The organism is Thermoleptolyngbya sp. M55_K2018_002, assembly GCF_015295965.1.
GTDB classification, from domain to species: Bacteria; Cyanobacteriota; Cyanobacteriia; order Elainellales; family Elainellaceae; genus Thermoleptolyngbya; species Thermoleptolyngbya sichuanensis.
In genome coordinates, this window is record NZ_DVEA01000272.1 from 1 (window position 1) to 18417 (window position 18417).

Sequence of the window (18417 nt, forward strand, 5' to 3'; positions counted from 1 at the left end):
CTTAGCTAAGGGGGATTTAGGGGGATCGGGTCGGAGTTGGGGTGATCGCAGATCCCTCCTCGCCCCCCTTAAAAAGGGGGAAACCGAGCCTTCCGGAAGTCCCCCTTAGCTAAGGGGGATTTAGGGGGATCACAGCCGATATTGCCGAAACACCTCGCTGGCGGCGCGATGCACCAGCGAGTGGCGATATACCAGCGCGTTGAAATCATTGGCATAGCCGCCGCCGATGACGCAGGCGACGGGATAGCCCTGGGCGGCGCAAGTGCTGAGTACCTGCATCTCGCGGCGATAGAGGCCGCTATCCGTCAGGGCTAGCTTGCCGAGGCGATCGCCCACATGGGTATCCACGCCTGCGTCAAACAACACCAGGTCGGGGCGCACCTGCGACAGCAAATCGGGCAAATAGTCTGCCAGCGTCCGCAGATAGTCGTCGTCTTCCATGCCCTCCGGCAGCGGCACATCCAGGTCGCTCTGCTGCTTGGTGCCGGGAAAATTCACCTCGCAGTGCATGGAAAAGGTGAACACGCTGGGGTCGTTTTGAAAAATGACCGCCGTGCCGTCGCCCTGATGCACGTCTAGATCGACGATCAGCACCTTTTTCACCAGCCCCAGGTGTTGCAAGACGCGAGTGGCGATCGCCATGTCGTTGAAAATGCAAAACCCCGACCCAAAACTGGGGAAGGCATGGTGCGTGCCGCCCGCCGTATTGCAGGCCAGCCCATGCTCCAGCGCTAGCTTTGCGGTTAACACCGTGCCGCCTACGGCGATGCAGGTGCGGTTTGCCAGCGCCGGACTCCAGGGCAGCCCGATTCGCCGCTGTGCCCGCGCATCCAGCGTGCCCGTGCGATATTGCTGCACATAATCAGGCGTATGCACCAGTTCCAGCCAGCCCACCGGGGGCAGGTCTGGCGTGTGAAACTGGCTGGGATGGGCCACGCCATCTGCAACCAAAAGCTCCGCAAGCCGCCGGAACTTTTCCATCGGAAAGCGATGGCTGTCGGGCAGGGGCGCAACATAGTCTGAATGGTATACCAGGGGCAAATCCACGCCGCAGGGAAGGAGTAAAATAAATGAACTTGTGTAGACGATCTCAGTCGTGAGCCTCTGAGTTTTTATTCTTGCATTAGGCTAGGCTCAGAGCAGGGAAGCCGTGATCTAAAACGCCCATGAATGAGCCATTGCCAGATGCCAACCGAGCATCCAGCGGCAACCAACCCATCCTGTTTGAAACCGCGCTTCAGGCTGCCGATGCAGCAGTGTTGGCGGCCGCGTCCCGCCATTTGAAAAATATCGAGGTGGCCGTGCTAAAGGGCGCATGGCACGGCTTTAAATATGACGAGATCGCCGAAGAAACGGGCTACACGCCGGAATATATCAAACACGATGTCGGGCCAAAGCTGTGGCAGTTGCTCTCCTCTAGCCTGGGGGAGCGCGTAAGCAAGACGAATCTCGTCGCAGTGCTGTCGCAGCGGGCTGCCCAGTCGAACGGCTCGGCTGTGCTGCAAAACGGCGCGACCCCCCTCCCCTCGACAGCAGACAGGAGCGCGATCGCCCCTCCCGATCAAGCCCCTACTCAAGCCTCCACGGTTCGTCCGCAGGATCTCGACCCCCCAGTGGGGCTAGTGGCGCTCAATTCTCCGGTCTACGTTGATCGCCCCCCGTCGGAAACCCGCTGCTATGACGAGATTTTGCGACCGGGTGCGCTGATTCGCATCAAAGCCCCCAGCCAGATGGGCAAGACTTCGCTGATGGTGCGCGTGTTGGAGCAGGCGCGGCGCTTGTCGGAAGGGGGCGATCGCCCAATCCACACCGTCGCCCTCAGTTTGCAGCAGGCAGACAGTCAAGCGCTCAACGATTTAGATGGCTTTCTTCGCTGGTTTTGTGCGCTGATTACCCGCAAGCTGCGCCTGCCCCATCGGGTCGATGAATACTGGAGTCCCACGTTTGGCAGCAAGGGCAACTGCACCGCCTATTTTGAAGACTGCCTGCTGCCAGACCTGAATGCCCCGCTGGTGCTGGCGCTCGATCGGGTGGATGATGTGTTTCTGCATCCGCAAATTGCCCACGACTTTTTTGCGCTGCTGCGGGCCTGGTATGAAGAGGCAGCCTACGGCGACAGCGGCAATCCCCTCTGGCAACACCTGCGGCTGGTGATTGTGCATTCCACCGAGGTCTATTTGCCGCTCGATATTAACCAGTCGCCCTTTAACGTGGGGCTGGCAGTGGAGCTGCAAGAATTTACCCCAGCCCAGGTGATGGATCTGGCCCAGCGCTACGGGCTATCGCTTGCAGCAGCCGATCTGCAACAGTTGCAAGAACTCGTCGGTGGGCATCCCTACCTGGTGCATCGCGCTATCTACCACCTGGCGCGGCAAGACCTGACGCTGGATGAGTTTTGGCAAACGGCTCCGACCGATTCGGGCATTTACTCCAATCATCTGCATCGCCTGCTGCGGCAATTGCAGGAACATCCTGACCTGGCGGCAACGTTTGACCAAGTAGCCAAATCCTCTGCGCCCGTCGAGGTGGAGCAGATGCAGGCGTTTAAGCTCCGCAGCATGGGGCTGGTGCATCTGCACGGAAACCGGGTGGCGCTGGGCTATGGGTTGTATCGGCGCTATTTTGGCAATATGGCTCCACAACGCTAACGCGAGATTGCTCTGCAACGCTAACGCGACTGCCCAGCTAGATTCCAGCTAGATTATTTTCTCGCCGTGGCGTACAGTCAAAAAAGAAGTCTCACAAACCCTTGGTTCAGCAATCCAAAATCGCCAATCCAAAATCGCCAATCCAAAATCCAAAATCGCTTCCCGATCCAATTCTTTCCCTTGACCCATGCAACACCTGTCCCTGAGCGAAGGCACACGGCGCGACTTTTTCACCTGTCTGGGCATCTGGCTAACGCTGGAACTCATTGCCTTTGGGCTAATGCCCGCCATTGGGTTTGATCACATCTCCTTCTCCCAGACCAATCCCTGGTTTTGGGCAAGCGTCGTCCTGGGAATGGGTGGCTCGTTCTTGCTTGCCTCTGCTAGCCGCCTTGTGGGAGCTTCCAGAGCCAGCACCAGCAAGGCCAAGCGCTGGGCGGGAATGCTATCTGGGCGTTTGGTCAACTGGGTTGCGCTGGCAGGGGTTGCGTTTCCCCTGCTGATTGTCAGCATGAACCTGTTCTATCGACTGTTTGCCATTTTTACTAGCCAGGGCGATGGCGCAGTGTAGCGTCGGCTGTTTCTACGCAACGCGCTCGAAGTGTTCATATCGCTGATCCTCAGGGTGCGGGCACGCCAAAATCCTGCGTCCAGTAATAGCGCAGCTTGATCGTGCCGGGGTCGCTGGGCAAATGCACAAATCCAACGCCCATCTCCTGGAAGAACGGCGTGAGCAAATTGGCTCGATGGCCCGGACTCTTGATCCAGGCGTTCACCACGCTTTTTGGTGTGCTGAAACCTGCGGCAATGTTTTCGCCGCCGCTGCGGTAGGCATAGCCCCCCTGCAAAAAGCGGTCAAAAACGGTGGAGCCATTGGCCCCGCGATGGTCAAAAAAGTCGTTGCTGGCCATGTCCTGGCTGTGGGCTTGGGCGATCGCACTCAGCACCGGATTCAGCCGCAGCGGAGGCAGCCCGTATTGGCGGCGATAGTCGTTGGTCAGCGTCAGAACTTTCAGCGCAAAGCGATCGCCCGCATGGTCTGAAAAAGATCGCAGGGACTTTTGGGCAGCACGGGGGTGGGGGGCGATCGCCAGACTCAGCCGATAGGACGAAACGCCCGACCTCGCCGACAGCTTCAGATAATAGGTTCCGGGCTTGAGAGTGGTTTTGGGAATCCCTGAGCCAGGTTTGGACAGAACGTGCGATCGCCCCACTGCTTTTCCTTTCCCATCTAACCACTGGGCGATCGCGCCCGCGCTCAGTTCAGACAGGTCCAGCGTCACCCGGCTGCGACGAGCCACCCGCAGCCGAATGATATCCAGCGGGTTCCTGCCGCCCAGCCGCCCGGAATACACTGTTCTACCGGACTCTCGACTGCGAAAGGGAGCCGGCCCAACATCGCGAAATCCGTCCGTTCGTTGAGGATAGCTAGTCATTCCGAGACTCCTGATGCACTGCCAACGACCAGTGTTGCCTTCAGCACAGTCTGGAGTGTTCGGTGATTTTGTTGAACTTTATCAGCCGCTCACAATCAGCTCGGTGCTTGTGCGGACTGAATTCTGGCCCATCAACTGGCTGCCACCAAAAAAGACAAAAAAACAAGGGGCCGAAACCCCTTGTCTCTAGTTACCAAGCAGACCCAGCAAATCAAGCAAACGGTCGAGTCCGGCTCCTACACCGTCCACACTTCCCGTCCATTCACGCCATCGTCTGCCACAAAGAATAGTTGCCCCAGACCCGCCGACAGATTACCCGCTGCAATCAGGTTATTCAGGTTCGACGAAGTCGGCCCAGGATTGATGTCTAGCGCCAGTTCTGGCAGCCCATTGCTATCCAGACGATAGAGTTCTCGACCCGTTGCAGCGGTCTCTGCGGTAAAGTACAGCGTCCCGCCAGCCACGACCAGGTTGGCAGGCGACGAGCTTTCCGATCCAGGCACTAGGGTATCCAGGGCCGTTACCTCCAGCGAGCCTGCCGGGTTGGTCACCCACAGTTCGGTCCCTTGAGCGAGGGTGGTTGCCGTGAAGTACACTTTGCCCTCAAACACGGTCAGGTTGTCTGCTGCAAACGTGCCGCTAATGTTAGCCGAGACTTGTTCAGCAACTCCAGTAGTCAGGTTGACACGGGTCAGTGCGGGAACAAGACCCTCAACGGGATCTTCAAACGTAGCGCTGAAATAGACATATCTCGTACCGCCCGACTCGACCACTGCCAAGCTCAGATTACCCGAAGCAATCGAGGCTTGATTCAGGTCATTGTCTACGTCGTAGGTAAACACCGTGCCGTCGGCAGCAATCCGCCGCAGTTCTCGGTTTTCGGTGTTCACTGCTTCGCTGGCGACAAAGAACAAATCGCCTCCCACAACCTTCAGGCTATCGACAAAGCGAGGCGAGAAGGATGGGCTGCCGATGTTTTCCAGCAATACGGGAGCGCTTGGGTTGGCAGTCGAAGCGTTGTTGATCCGGAACAGGAGTCGGGTGCCAACGCCCGTTCGGTTTGCAACGTAATAGAGGGTGTCGGTTGCCTGCACGTAAACCAGGTTTTGGATGCTTTCGCCCGCATTGGCGATCGCCACTGGCGCACCACCATTGCTGAAATAGAGCTGTCGGGCAACCGGGTTGCCGGTCGGCGAAGCCAGGAAGAAGATGTTATTTCCAGCCGCCGTCAGGTTGATGGGAGACGACGACAATGCAGGCCCAGGCGCAATGTCTGCCACCAGAGACAGTGTACCCAGTGGGCCGCCCGTCGGCTGCCACTTCCACAACTCGATGCCTGTTTGCGTCGTGCTGCCTGCAATGTAGACCGTACCGTTAACGTTCGTAATGCCAGTGATGTTCGTAAACGAGCCAACTTTGACCGTTGTGTTCAAAGTGCCTTCACTGCGCCATAGCCCCACGGGTGCGCCCGGAGTCCCGTCGGTTCCCGCGAAGAACAGCACGCCATTCACGTCGGTCAGGAAGTTAGCGTTGGCATCGAGCGCCCCTGGGTTCACGTCGCGGACGATAATACCGCTCTGACGCTCGCCGAAGGCAGCCTCTAGGGTGTAGGTCGAGGCATCGTTGGGGCCACCGGCCAAAACGCGCAGGAAGTAAGTGCCTGGGCCAAGCGCCCCCCGCAAGGCCGAACCGCCGCCGGAGAGCGGGGTTGGGTTTCCTGCCTGGAAGAGCTGCAAGGTGATGTTGCCCGTAAAGTCCTTGAGGCGGGTCGCAAAGAAGTTCTTTGGCTCAGTCAGGGTAAACCGGAACACATCGACATCGCCTGCCCCCACAAAATCCTGATAGATGCTAGGATTATCCAGATCATTGCTGAGCGGCGTTAGGATGCCCGGTGAGAGCGGGTCGGTAATGGAGGTTGCATCCGCAAAGGTGTCGCCGAATTTGTCTTCGGGCGTGAGGACGGCTGTCAGCCGGTAGGTGGAGTTATTGCCTGGCGCGGCGGTCTGCACCAACACAAAATACTGACCTGGCTGAGCATTGTTGAAGATAATCTGCTCGTTGCCGCCGGGGCCAGCGCCGCCCTGGAAAGCTAGCGGCTGCTGGAACTGGTCAAACAGGGTGATGTTGAGGTCAGCGGCTGGTGCAATGTTGGTGAGGTCGATCTTCAAATCGCCTCCGATGGTTGTAGTAAAGGTGTAGTAGTCAACCGGGTCGCTGTTGCCCACATACTCCTGAATCGAAGCTGGAAAGAAGCCAAACCCAGGAAATGCCGAGGCGCTGCCAAAGTCGTTGCCGCCTTGGTCGGGGGCGGGGCCGGCGTTCAGCGTCAGGTTATAGCGCGTATTGCCGCCTGGAACGGGGGTAGTTCGGACAAAGTAGGTGCCTGGATCAAGCACGCGCTGGAGACTGCGGGCTTCTGTGCCGCTGCCGGAGGTGCCCGTAAGCACGTTGCCGCTGGCATCCAGGAGCGAGATTTCGGCCCCGGCGCTGAAGGGCGTGAGGGTTGCGCCAACGGTCAAGCGCTCGTCTATCGTAAAGCGGTAGATGTCCGCAGGGTCGGAGCGCCCAACGTATTCATCAACGCCTGTGGAACTCGTGAGGTTGCCGAGGTCGCGGGCAGTGTCCAGGGTTTCTCCGGCTGTATCGGGCGTGAGGCTGAGGCGCATCCGGTAGGCCCCCTGCCCCTTGCGCCAGAACACGCGGGCAAAGTAAGTGCCTGGATCGAGGTTTAGGTTGATGTTTTCGGGCTGCCGATTAGGACGGGTTGAGCGGCCGATGACTCGTCCGTTGGCGTTTTGGAGCTGAAAGTTGAAGTTGGAGTTTCGGGGAATGTCAAAGACTTCGCCGTCAAAGCTGCTTCGCGCTCGAACCACGAAGCGGAAGAAGTCATTTCTGTCTGTGGGACTGAGTGAATCTCTGAATACTCTGGGGTTTGGCCCTATGTTAATTGGACGAGCGGTTCTCCGGGTGTTGCCTGCATCTCTTGCCATGGTCTTTCCAGCTAGCATTACACGCCACTAGGTTGCCCACATCATTCCCAGAATGCATCATTGAATCTTAAAAGGTGGAGACAAGAAAAGTTGAGGTTTGGGATTTTAGGGTTTGGATTTTGGATTTTTGGGCAGTTTTGCTAGGTGTCGCCCATCAGGGCTTGGAAGGTTGGGGTCTGGTGCAGGGTGTTGAAGTCGGGATCGGTTTTGGCGATCGCCCGATACAGGTCATTCAGGGCGATCGCCCGGTTCAAGCAGTCCAGCGCTGTTTCAGAGTCTCCCAGCAGCGCATGACAGCAGGCTAGGTTGTAGTGGAATAGGGCATTGTCTGGCTCTAGGGCGATCGCGTGGGTACAGCAGTCGATCGAGTCTTCATAGCGCTGAAGTTCGTAGAGCAGAGAGCCGCGATCGCTCCACAGGCTAGGGTCGGCCTCGTATCGCTGCAAAGCGTCGTCGAAGGATGCCAGGGCGGCCTGTGGCTGTTGCAACTGCTGGAGGGCCAGGGCCCGCCCGTGGTATCCGCCATAGAAGTCTGGCTCTAGGGCGATCGCCTGGTCGTAGGCAGCGAGGGCTTCGGCGTAGCGCTCTGCCTTTAGGAAGATATTGCCCTTGGTCTGCCAGGGTTCATAGCGGTGGGGCGCACTTTTGATGGCCTGGTCGCAGAGGGCGATCGCCCGGTCATAGCGCTGCTGCTCGACCAAATAATTCAAATACTGGGCTGAGGCGTGAAATCGATCCAGGCTGGGGTCGCGTTTTCCTGTGCTGCCGCCCCAATAGTGAGCCGAATTTTGAAACTGGGGCGATCGCCGCATGACGATAGCAGTAACGGCCAGCGCCCCCAGCAGCAAAATCGTGCCCCACTGCCGAAAGAGCGAATAGCCCAGCCAAGACAACTCCGCAGGCACGCCCAGCCAACTGGCGATCGCGTCTACCCCGTCCCACAGCGCCCGGTTTGCCGCTGGCACGGTCCACAAGATCCCAAACAGCGCAATCATGCTATACCGACTCCAGCGATTGACCTGGTGGCGCAGGGTTTCGGGCAGCCAGGGTTCTAAAATTCCGTAGCCATCCAGCGGCGGTACGGGCAGCAGGTTGATCAGCACCCCTGCAACTTCTAGCGTGACCAAAAACGCCAGCGCAGCCCAGAGCGGACTGAAGGGGAGGGGCGATCGCAGCAGGTCAGGCAGGCTCCAGCCACCCGTCGGGCTGGCGGGTGCCCAGTCCAGCCAAAATGGAAGCGCCAGCACCAGCGCCACCAGCGCCGTCATCAGCGGCCCCGCAAGCGATACAGCACTTTTCCAAAGCCGCCCCCGCAGTTTGGATGCGTCGATATACACTGCTGCACCGGGGAGGGGAATGCCGCCCAGCATCAAAAAAATCAGCGGCATCACCAGGCTAGTGCCCACGTCGGTATACTTCAGCGGATTCAGGGTCAGATAGCCTTTGTCTTTGACCGAGCGATCGCCCCCCCAGTAGGCCACCAGCGCATGTCCAAACTCATGCAGGCACACCGACGCAATCCACACCACGAAGACAAACAGCGCAACGATTAACATTGGAAATCTCAGGGTTAGGGGGGCGGGGAATAGAGCGCGAGCGCCGAACCTCCCTCTCTAGGATGCCCTAGTTTAGCGGTTGGGGGTTTAGCGGTTGGGCCTGCTGCGCGGCTGCGCCGACCATAGAGATCAGGAGAGATCAGGCATCGCGCTGGAGCAGGACACAGTGAGCATTGCCCCTGATGTGATAAATCTAGAAGTCATCAGCAGGCTCTCTCTTCAGCTACATCCGCATCTGTCCCCACAATCTATACCCACCTTTGTCGCCTGCTTTCCCTCATTCCTATTCTCGATTCCAATCCCCTCCTATGGCTTCTGAGGAAATCTTGCGTCTCGCCCAGGCTGGCGACCCAACCGTGTTAACCAGTCTGCTCAACCATGTGCTGAAGCCCTACGGCGTGACGGCAACTGTGGTGCGGCACGAAATTCGGCTGGAGATTCAGCTTTTGGCATCGCACCCGGTAGAAGAAGCGACCGTGACTCAGTTGGTGCATCAGGTCATTCGCCAGCTCGATATTCCCTATATTCCAACGGTGGCGATCGCCCTCGCTCCAGACGCACCGCAGCAGTCTTCGCCAGAACCCTCGCCGTCTCAGGAACCGCAGAGGAACTGGACACAGACAAACTGGACACAACCTGCGCCCCATAACTCGGTAGCATGGAGGCAAGACGAGGGCGGAACATCTATTCCTGAACCCATTTCTGAATCCATTCCTGAACCCATTTCTGAACTCACTACCGATCTTCCGTCCCAGCCTGCCGCTCTTTCCCCAGCACTTTCCCCCATGTCTGCGACTCAAACGCCCGACTCTCAGGGGCATCCCGACCCTGCCCCCAGCCCCGTCGAACTGGATGAAAGCTTGAACGTCTTCCCACCCCCTGGCGAACCCCTTTTTGAAGAGGGGCCATTTGAAGCGGGCCCGGTTGCCTCTTCGGGTGAAATGTCTGCGGTTGCAGGGCCATCCGCAGTGCCGCCAGATGTTCCATCTGCACGGCCATCCGCGGTGCCCGCAGCAGTGTTATCAGAAGAAGCGCCCCTATCCGATCTGTGGCAGCGGCCGGAAGCCGTCATTTTCGTCGCCTATTTGATTGCGGTGATCATCTGGCAACTCTATGTGGATTTGACGGCTGACTCTGCGAGCCAGAAATCAGGTTGGACGGCGACGGCGCTGGCCCGGCGACTCGGCACCAGCCGCACCACCCTCAGCCGCCGTAAGTATCAAGAAGATTTCTCCGCCTGGACGCAGAGCCTCGACCCCGACGGACTGGCGTGGATGTACGTGGGCCCGCGCTTTAGCCCGGTGTTAGGCGTTGACGTTCTGCCCTCAGGGCCGCGCTAACCTGTTCATATTCTGCGACCAGCTTGTCGATCTGAGCGGTAATTTCATCGGGGGTGCTTTGGTGAGCGGTGTCTTCTAGATAGCGACACAGCTTTGAGAGTCGGGTGGCTCCGACAACGGCGCTGCTGGACTTGAAGGTATGAGCCGTCCGCATGATGGCGGCAGTGTCGAGCATTGCGCCTGCGTTGCGGATGCTAGCGACCATCTTGGGCGCTTCGGTGAGGTAGCAGTCGATCAGTTCTGTAAAAATCGCGGCAGCCCGGTCGCCCATGTCCGCGATGAAGCTGTTGATGAACCGGGCATCCAGGGGAGAAGACTGGGAGGCGGGTTGGGCGATCGCCCGTCGGGGGCATTTCTTCAGCAGGGCTGAGAGCTGATCGAGCCGAATCGGTTTACTGATGTAATCGTCCATGCCCGAAATCAGGCAATCTTCGCGATCGCCCATCATAGCGTTTGCCGTGACCGCGACGATGTAGGGCAACTTCTCAGACAGCAGGCGATCGCGCAACATCCGGGTCGCCATAATGCCATCCACCTCCGGCATCTGGACATCCATCAGGACAACATCGTAGGTTTCGCGCAAAACGGCTTCGACTGCTTCCGTTCCGTTGGACACCACATCCGCATGGTAGCCCAACTGCTGAAGCATTCTCAGCAGCACTTTCTGGTTCACCAGGTTGTCTTCGGCAATCAGAATTCGCAGATCACTGTCTTTTTCTGAGTGAACGTCGCCATCCAAACCTAGCTCATGGGTGTTGTCTAGGGCAGAACCAGCACCAAGAGAATCGCCAGAATGCACCATACCAGAGGGAAAATGCGGAGTTGCGCCGAAATAGTTGCTTAACATGGCATAAAACTGAGACTGTTTAACGGGCTTGGCCAACCGTGGGATAGCGATCGCCCCGGTGGAATGGGTCAGGGCGTAGCGAGCCGACTGAAGAGAACGATCGAGACGAGTCAGGAATACAAGCGGAATGGTTTCGCAACCTGGCAGTTGGGAGATTTCATCAGCTAACGCGCTGCCGGAATCAGTAGAAAGGTGGGTTTCTAGCACAATCAGATCTGGGCGATCGCCCTGCGGCGTAGCTTGGCGGAGATAATGGAGCGCCGCCTCACTGCTGCCCACTGCTACGACCCGCAGCCCCAAAAACTCTGCCTGATGAACTAAATTTTCGCGGTGAATGGTCTGGCTGTCTACCAATAAGAGCGATCGCCCCTCAAACGGGCTGCGATAGTCAGCCGATGCGCCGATTCCAGAATGAGATTGGGTAACAAACGAAAAATAGAACGTAGAGCCAACGCCCACTTCGCTCTCCAGCCAAAGCCGACCGCCCATGCGCTCCGCAAGCCGCTGGCTAATGGCCAATCCCAACCCCGTCCCGCCGTAGGTGCGGTTGATGGAAGAATCGCCCTGCAAAAAGGGCTGAAACAGGCGATCGAGCCGATCCGTGGGAATGCCAATGCCTGTATCCCTAACCGCCAGCCGAATCGTGCAGGTCGGCAGGTCAGCATCTCCCGGCACGGTATCCAGATGGATGCAGCGGGCACTGACCGTCACCGTCACCTCGCCCTGTGATGTAAACTTCACGGCATTGCTTAGCAGATTGACCAGCACTTGCTGCACACGGGTCGAGTCGCCAATCACCCAGTCGGGCACCTCTGGTTCAAACAGGCAGCCCACCTCTAGGTCTTTTTCCAGCGCCTTTGGCATCACCAGGTCAATAGCACACTCCACGCACTGCCGTAGGTTAAAGGTTTCCAGATCTAGCTCTAGCTTGCCCGACTCGATCTTAGAGAAATCCAGAATGTCGTTAATGATTTTCAGAAGCGTTTCGCCGCTGCTGCTAATGGTCTGGGCAAATTCCTCTTGCTGAGGCGTAAGGGGCGTACTCAACAGCAGAGACGACATGCCAATGACCGCATTCATGGGCGTGCGAATTTCGTGGCTCATGGTGGCCAGGAACTCGCTCTTGGCCCGGTTGGCAGTTTCGGCATCGCGCCGAGCCTGGTCTAGCGCCTTGTTTTTGATCATAAGTTCCTGGCGCTGCTGGGTTTCCTGCTCCAGCAGTTGGGCTTGGGCCAGGGCAATGCCCAGTTGGGCTGCAACTGCCTCTAGCAGGTCAATTTCGTCCTCGCTCCAGCGCCGCAGGCGATCGCACTGATGCAGGCAAATCGCGCCGTTGGGTTCGCCTTTGTAGGAGGTGCGAATTGCCAGCATGGAGCGAATCTTCAGCGCTTGCAGCAGCGGATGCAGATTGCTCAGCAGCGGTTCACACAATACGTCTCCAGAAGCCACCGCCTGATCCTGCGCCATCATGGCTTGAGCATGGAGGTTGCCTGTAATCGGTACAGATTTCATCACATGCTCAAATTCGTACTCTGGCTTCAGATAGGTCGCTACGATAGGAATTTCTGGCTCCGGCTCTGCGACGTAGGTATGAATCAGCACCCGGCTGACGCGAAACGTCTGCCCAATCTGCATTGCGGCGGTCTGAAAAATCTGCTGCGGATCGAGACTTTGGCGGATTTCCTCAGTAATTTGCTGGAGCAAGAGGGTTTTTTGGAGATGCCGCTCCAGCGCGGCTTCGGCCAGGTGGCGCTCAGTAATGTCTAGCAGTACGCCTTCTATGACCAGTCCCTGGGCCTCTTCAACTACCTGCGTTTTTTCGTAGACCCAGCGGAGGCTGCCGTCCCGGTGAATCAGCCGATATTCTAGGGTGTAGGGCTGGCCTGCGCGAGCATGGCTCAGGACAACTTGAAACAGGCGATCGCGGTCTTCGGGATGCACGATGCTGCCATAAAGCCGCCCCTGGTTGTTCAAAAAATCTGCTGCGGGGTAGCCCGTAAGATCGGCGATCGCCTCGCTGATAAACTCAATCACCCAGCCAAACTCTGCCTCGCGCTGGGGGTCATAGCGGGAGCGAAACACCACCCCCGGCAAATGCGAAACCAGGGAGCGAAACCGCTGTTCGCTCTGGGCGAGCGCTTCCTGAGTCTGTTTGCGGCTGGTGATATCCTGCGCCGTGCCCAGCAGTTGCACCAGGTTGCCCGCGTCATCTCGGCTAAAGACGGTCTGGCGAGATTGCAGCCAGCGCCACTCGCCACTGGCATGACGCAGCCGAAATGTCACCTCCACTCCTTGTCCAACAGAATCTTGCTGCAATTCCTGGATGCTGCTGCGAAGCAAGGGCAAGTCGGATGGATGGACGAGCGATCGCAATGCTTCCGAATCCATTTCATAGACCTGATGGGCAGGGTAGCCCAGCATCTCGGAAACCCGGCGATTGATAAATCGAATTCGCTTCGCGTCTACGGCATAGAGATAGAGCAGATTGGGTGTGGTTTCTAAAATCTGCTGAATGAACCGCTGATTCTCCTGCTGGGTCGCGTCGGCCTGCTGACGCTGACGCAAGCTACACTCTCGCTCAACTAGCTCTTGGCGCAGCCGTTTGTTTTCTGCCAGCAGGTCTGCAAGGTGCTGCGGCGATGCCAGCCCCATCTCAGCCTGAGCAGACCCTGAGTTTACCTCTAGTAGTAGCTTCCTGGGTTCTGGATAGTCTGGCATTCGGCTCCTTACCACTCATTTCTCCGCATAAGGTCTTGGCAGGTCTGGGCGATCGCCCTCTCATAACGCCTGCAAAAACTTTCCAACCGTTCAAACCTGTCTAGGGATTGAACGCCTTGGCCATGTCTAGCTTTGCTACCGTTAGAGACTTCCACAATCAGGCTTTCAATCAAAAGGATGCAAAAACAGCTTTAAGAAGTGGTTCTCAAAAAACGGCTTTAACAAAGTATCTAAAAGAAATACTAGCGGCCCTGTGCAAATACAGCCAATTTTCCCTGAATCCCACCATCGTTGGATGATCTAGCCCCCTCTAGAGTTCCACAAAACTGTTTTGCCTTAACTCTTACTCATCGCTTCTTCATCAAAGAAAGCTGAAATTAAAGCAGCTACAGCGCTTCTGAAGCCAGTTCCCCAGTCAGTAAACTCAGCAAGGGGGCACAAAAGCTGCGTTTTTCCAGGGCAGTCTTCCATACCTCACTAGGGCAGGAGATGCTGCTAGGAATCCCCAAACCCTTGGGAAGGAGGAGTGCAGAGCAACGCCGTCCATAAAGAAGAGTGCAGAGAAGAAAGAGTGCAGAGCGATCGCCCTACACTCTCCCCAAGCCCTACAATTCTAATTCTGCGACTTCACAACACAGCGATTCAGACGAGGCTTAGGAAGCAGCCTCTTCTCCTGCTGTGTCAGGAGCCTCAAACTTATAGCCGACACCGCGTACAGTTTGAATTAGATTGGGCTGCTGAGTGTCAAGTTCGATCTTCTTGCGAATTTGCCCGATATGAACGTCAACCACGCGCTGGTCGCCCACATACTCGTAATCCCACACTTTTTGAATCAACTCTGCCCGCCGCCACACACGACCGGGGTGACTCGCCAAAAAATGCAGCAAATCAAACTCCAGCGCCGTTAGCGGCACCATCTCGCTGTTCAGCGTCACCTCACGCCGCACCGGATCGATGGATAATCCGTTGAACGTGAGGCACTGCTGCTCTGCCGCCGTGACCGGGCGCTGCCGTTTCAGAATCGCCTTTACACGCACCTCCAGCTCCGCCAAACCAAACGGCTTGGTGAGATAGTCATCCGCGCCTTTAGAAAATCCGTGGATTTTATCCGCCTCATCAGCACGACTCGTCAGCATCAGCACAAACACACCCGTCCGGCTCTGCATCTCCTGACAAAGCGTGTAGCCTGTTGCGTCTGGCAGGTTGACATCCAAGATCACCAAATCAGGGTTGAACTGTTCAAAGATTGCCATTGCCCCTTTGCCATCTTCGGCGGATTCGACCTGATAGCCGTGGGTAGAGAGAAAACGATGTACCAGTGTACGAATGTGACGGTCATCGTCAACGACAAGAATCTTGGCTGAAGCCATGACTGTAACCTTGGGTCGATGAATAGAGGGACGTTGAGTGAAATTGTAAATGTAAACTCTAGATTAGGACTTTTGGATCAAGAGCGAATAAAGAATAAGCCAGAGCGGGTGGGTAGATTCTGGTAGTCCACTGGACAGCCCCAGCGCCAGTCTCCGCCATACCCCTGCTTACATTAAGCAGCCCCAAAAAACCGTACCCGCATAGAAATCTGTAATAGTCGCAAATAGTTGCACTTAAGCGTAAAACAAATTTTGTTGATTATGTGAGGGATGATTGTGAGGACGTTAAAGGTTTGCTCTGGATAGGCGCGGGCTTGCTAGAGATTGCCTCGGAGAGAAGGGGCTTGTATTGTAGGGGCATTTGCCTGGTAGAACCGGGTGGCTACACTAAGGAATCATGGGGGTGGGACGAGGGAAGGGAGATGCAGGTAGAATTTAAACCTGACCTGATCAGTTTAAGCACAAAAACCGGGGCGATCGCCAGTCGGAGCGCTGCTGTTCAACTCAGAAGTGTTCAACTCAGAAGCTGAAGGCAGTGCGGGTTTAGTACCAGTGAACTCAGGAGCAGTGGATTCAAGCGCTATAGTTTAAGTAGTTTAAGTGGCATCTCGAAGTTCAGTGACATCCTGAAACTCTAGTGTTAGACCATAGGTGGTAGACCACAATTGTTTGACCATTGTGTTTGAATCATGAGTTTGACTCATGGGTTTGACTATTGGATGCTGGATGCTTGACCTAGATGCCTGACTACGGCGAGTGGCTCTGGGACGGGCAGCCTGTAATCGGTAACTGAAATAGAGGACTGGGAATTGCTAGCGCTGGAGCAACCCAAGTACTTGTCAGCAGCATAGATTCAGCAGGAGTGCCTGACTAAACCTGGCGTTCAACACTCAAGGTCAAACGATAGTGGACAAATGGTCAAACCGTACCTAAGCCTGAGACTTGCAACCTGGATAAAGGAGAACTGGCTGAGGGCAAATTCTCGATCTGACACTTTTCTGTTGTCTGCTGCTGATTGCTACCTAAGCCTCGTTGCCAATCATTTCTGAAACGAAACTGATTGTAATATTAAGCTCCGTCAATTTTTTGCACTAAGGCCGCGACTGATACTATTCATCATAAACGACGATTCATAATCAATTATCGTGGGGATTCGGCTGGAGGGCACGAATGGAGGAGATGAGCCACTACGAAAGACTGGGCGTAGACGAAACAGCGACGTTTGAAGAAATTCAGGCGGCGAAGGCGCGTTTGACCCAGGAGCATGAGGGCGACTCACGCACACTAGAGGCGATTGAAGCATCCTACGATGCAATCCTGATGGATCGGCTGCGACAGCGACAGGAGGGCAAGATCAAGGTGCCCGATCGGATTCGCTTTCCTGAACGGACTGCCGAGCCACCGCCAGATTTTGCGCCTGCTGTACCCAGCCCCTCCCCCAACTGGCTTCGGCAGTGGATTGACACACCCAGCCGCGCCGATGTTCTTTGGCCAGGCGGATTGTTGCTAGGGGCAGGGCTGCTTGGCCTTAGCTCGCCGTCTCTGGCGCTGGCGCTGGGTGTAGGAATTAGTATTTTCTTTTTGAACCGCAAAGAGCATAAGTTTGGGCGGGCGTTTCTGCTGTCGCTGGCGGGGCTGCTGCTGGGCGTGCTGCTGGGGATGGCGCTGGTGGAGGCGATCGCCCCCCAGCTTGCCCAGATTAGTTTGGGCGGGCCTAGCGCCGCCGCCATGATTGCCCTGTTTATCCTCTGGCTGATCAGCAGCTTCCTGCGCTAGCAGTTCCCGGCACTAAAGTAGGAGGGGTCGCTGCTGCCTGCATTTTGCCAGGCGATGTCTTTCCGAACCGTGCTTTCCCAGCCTGCGTGTTGCACGATCACGTCAAGGGCTTCGGCAAAGTTATTCACAATCCAGTCGGGCTGGTGTTTGCTGAGCTGAGTGCGATCGCGGATGCCGCTGAGTACGGATACAACAGGGATGCCGTGGGCCTTTGCTGCGGCGATGTCGGCTTCGGTGTCGCCGACCATCCAGTTTTCTGCGGGGGGCAGTTCGCTGAGGGCCCGCTGCATCAACAGGGGCTTGTCCTGCACGTCAGTCGTTTTGACGTAATCATTGCTGAGACAGTAGCGGCGATCGCCCCCAAAGAATCGTCCCAAATTGCACCGCTGAAACGCCTCGTCTAGCTCGCTGGTGCGTCGCATGGTCATCACCGCCAGATCAATGCCCGCCTGCTGAATGCGCTCCAGAGTTTCTACTGCGCCTGGAATGGGCGTGTCGTAACTCAGGTAGGGAGGCGTGTGAACCGTGTTTCGCCGCATCCGGGCAAAGTCTTGAGCCTGTAGCTCGTCTAGACCGGACATTTGACCAATCTGGCGCTCTGGCACCTGCGATCGCTTGAGTTGCCAAAACTCCGCCTTAGACAATCGCTTGACTGTCTGCCCCGGACGGCGCACCTGCTCCAGGCAAACCTGATAGACCTGGTAATAGCGCTCCGACACGTCCATGATGGGCCCATCAAAATCTGTGATGATTCGTAATTTTTTTTGAACCATTGCTCTGTTTTATGAACTTTAATTACAGATTAGCCCGAAGAAGAGGGAATCGGTAACCTTTTTGAGTATTTATACTCTCTTGCTCAATCCTAATCAAAAACAATCAAAAGGGCCAGTCTTCGCGTAGTTTGGAGACTGGCCTTTTGATAAGAGGCTCTTTTGATAAGAGGCTCTTGTGATAAGAGGCTCTTGCAAGAGGTTCGCCCTTGGTTATCAAGGCAGATAAAGCAGGGGACTATTCCCTCGCCTGCCATTCTGGGCTGAGGCGACGGAAGTTGAAATCGATAGCAGCGGGATGGCAACTGATGCAAGAGCCAAAGGAGAGGGGTTCGGGCAGTTCTACGCCGGGATGGAGCGCTCTCATATAGCGGGATTGGGCAAACCGAGAGGGAACGGTTTCGTTTTGCACAATGGAGCGCGAAGAGGCACGCACATAGTTCCACATGATGCGACGGGCAGGGTCTTGCAGTGGGGTGATGACTGTGCCGTAGTGCTGGGGCGTTTGCAGAATGGCCGCCCAGGATTGCAGCGGCATCACCTCTGGCGGCGGGGCAAAATGGCAGCCGGAGCAGTTTTGGAAATAGAGTCGCTGTCCAAGCTGGAGTTGTGTGGGCACGACATCGACGGTGCCGATTTCGACCGTGTTTGCCGGAGGGGTAGCGGCGATCGCCCGCTCCGCTTCCTGTGCCCCACCTACCTGCGACAATCCCCAGCCCAGGCTGAGGCTCCAGCCCAAGGCCAGCGCCAGCACAAGCGATATCCGCCTGGCCCGGCTCAGGAAACGGCGAGAGCGGGATGAGATCGACTGAAGAAGCTGCTGGATTGCCATGAGGTCTCTCGAACGCTAGAAATTGAAGGAAGTTGAAATTTTGGAATTTTGGCCTTAAGAGCTTTGGCTTTAGAGGATATTTGAAAAGTCCTACTGTTTGTAGCAAAGCGTGCAAGATCCCCCTAAATCCCCCT

General features: G+C 56.5%; 12 protein-coding genes. 4 read left to right on the forward strand and 8 right to left on the reverse strand.

The window, feature by feature from the left end; all coding sequences use genetic code 11:
• Window positions 1–129: 129 nt before the first annotated feature.
• A complete protein-coding gene (locus tag IGS51_RS13935) occupies window positions 130–1047 on the reverse strand; it encodes a histone deacetylase (protein ID WP_297079048.1) in 918 nt (305 codons plus the stop codon).
• A gap of 119 nt (window positions 1048–1166) precedes the next feature.
• Between IGS51_RS13935 and IGS51_RS13940 the strand changes: the two genes are divergently transcribed.
• Both IGS51_RS13940 and IGS51_RS13945 read left to right on the forward strand, forming a co-directional pair.
• Window positions 1167–2648 carry an AAA-like domain-containing protein gene (locus IGS51_RS13940; protein ID WP_297079050.1) on the forward strand — a complete coding sequence of 494 codons (1482 nt, stop codon included), beginning with the start codon at window positions 1167–1169 and terminating at the stop codon, window positions 2646–2648.
• Between the two features lie 187 nt (window positions 2649–2835).
• The gene (locus tag IGS51_RS13945; RefSeq protein ID WP_297079052.1) at window positions 2836–3219 is read left to right on the forward strand and encodes a hypothetical protein; all 384 of its coding nucleotides are present in this window, start codon (window positions 2836–2838) and stop codon (window positions 3217–3219) included.
• A 49-nt stretch (window positions 3220–3268) separates the two neighbouring features.
• Here IGS51_RS13945 and IGS51_RS13950 read toward each other — a convergent pair whose 3' ends face one another.
• From IGS51_RS13950 to IGS51_RS13960, 3 genes are all read right to left on the reverse strand, one after another.
• Entirely contained in the window at window positions 3269–4084 is an 816-nt protein-coding gene (locus IGS51_RS13950; protein WP_297079053.1) for a CAP domain-containing protein, read from the reverse strand.
• A 236-nt stretch (window positions 4085–4320) separates the two neighbouring features.
• Window positions 4321–6957 (reverse strand): pre-peptidase C-terminal domain-containing protein, encoded by a 2637-nt coding sequence (locus IGS51_RS13955; RefSeq protein WP_297079055.1) that lies wholly within the window; start codon window positions 6955–6957, stop codon window positions 4321–4323.
• 257 nt (window positions 6958–7214) lie between these two features.
• A complete protein-coding gene (locus IGS51_RS13960) occupies window positions 7215–8630 on the reverse strand; it encodes a tetratricopeptide repeat protein (RefSeq protein WP_297079057.1) in 1416 nt (471 codons plus the stop codon).
• A 308-nt stretch (window positions 8631–8938) separates the two neighbouring features.
• On the opposite strand from IGS51_RS13960, the gene IGS51_RS13965 reads away from it, so the two are divergent.
• Complete coding sequence (locus tag IGS51_RS13965) at window positions 8939–9970, forward strand: hypothetical protein (RefSeq protein WP_297079059.1); 1032 nt, start codon at window positions 8939–8941, stop codon at window positions 9968–9970.
• Here the strand turns inward: IGS51_RS13965 and IGS51_RS13970 are convergent.
• Window positions 9924–13535 (reverse strand): PAS domain-containing protein, encoded by a 3612-nt coding sequence (locus IGS51_RS13970; protein WP_297079061.1) that lies wholly within the window; start codon window positions 13533–13535, stop codon window positions 9924–9926. The two genes, IGS51_RS13965 and IGS51_RS13970, sit on opposite strands and share 47 nt — an antisense overlap.
• Window positions 13536–14188: 653 nt before the next feature.
• The gene (locus IGS51_RS13975; protein ID WP_297079063.1) at window positions 14189–14905 is read right to left on the reverse strand and encodes a response regulator transcription factor; all 717 of its coding nucleotides are present in this window, start codon (window positions 14903–14905) and stop codon (window positions 14189–14191) included.
• A 1179-nt stretch (window positions 14906–16084) separates the two neighbouring features.
• Here IGS51_RS13975 and IGS51_RS13980 point away from each other — a divergent pair.
• Window positions 16085–16681 (forward strand): CPP1-like family protein, encoded by a 597-nt coding sequence (locus IGS51_RS13980; protein WP_297079065.1) that lies wholly within the window; start codon window positions 16085–16087, stop codon window positions 16679–16681.
• Here IGS51_RS13980 and IGS51_RS13985 read toward each other — a convergent pair.
• Window positions 16678–17454, reverse strand: a complete 777-nt coding sequence (locus tag IGS51_RS13985) for an HAD family hydrolase (protein ID WP_297079067.1) — start codon at window positions 17452–17454, stop codon at window positions 16678–16680. The two genes, IGS51_RS13980 and IGS51_RS13985, sit on opposite strands and share 4 nt — an antisense overlap.
• Before the next feature lie 235 nt (window positions 17455–17689).
• Window positions 17690–18205 carry a diheme cytochrome C gene (locus IGS51_RS13990; protein WP_297079068.1) on the reverse strand — a complete coding sequence of 172 codons (516 nt, stop codon included), beginning with the start codon at window positions 18203–18205 and terminating at the stop codon, window positions 17690–17692.
• Between the last annotated feature and the right edge of the window lie 212 nt (window positions 18206–18417).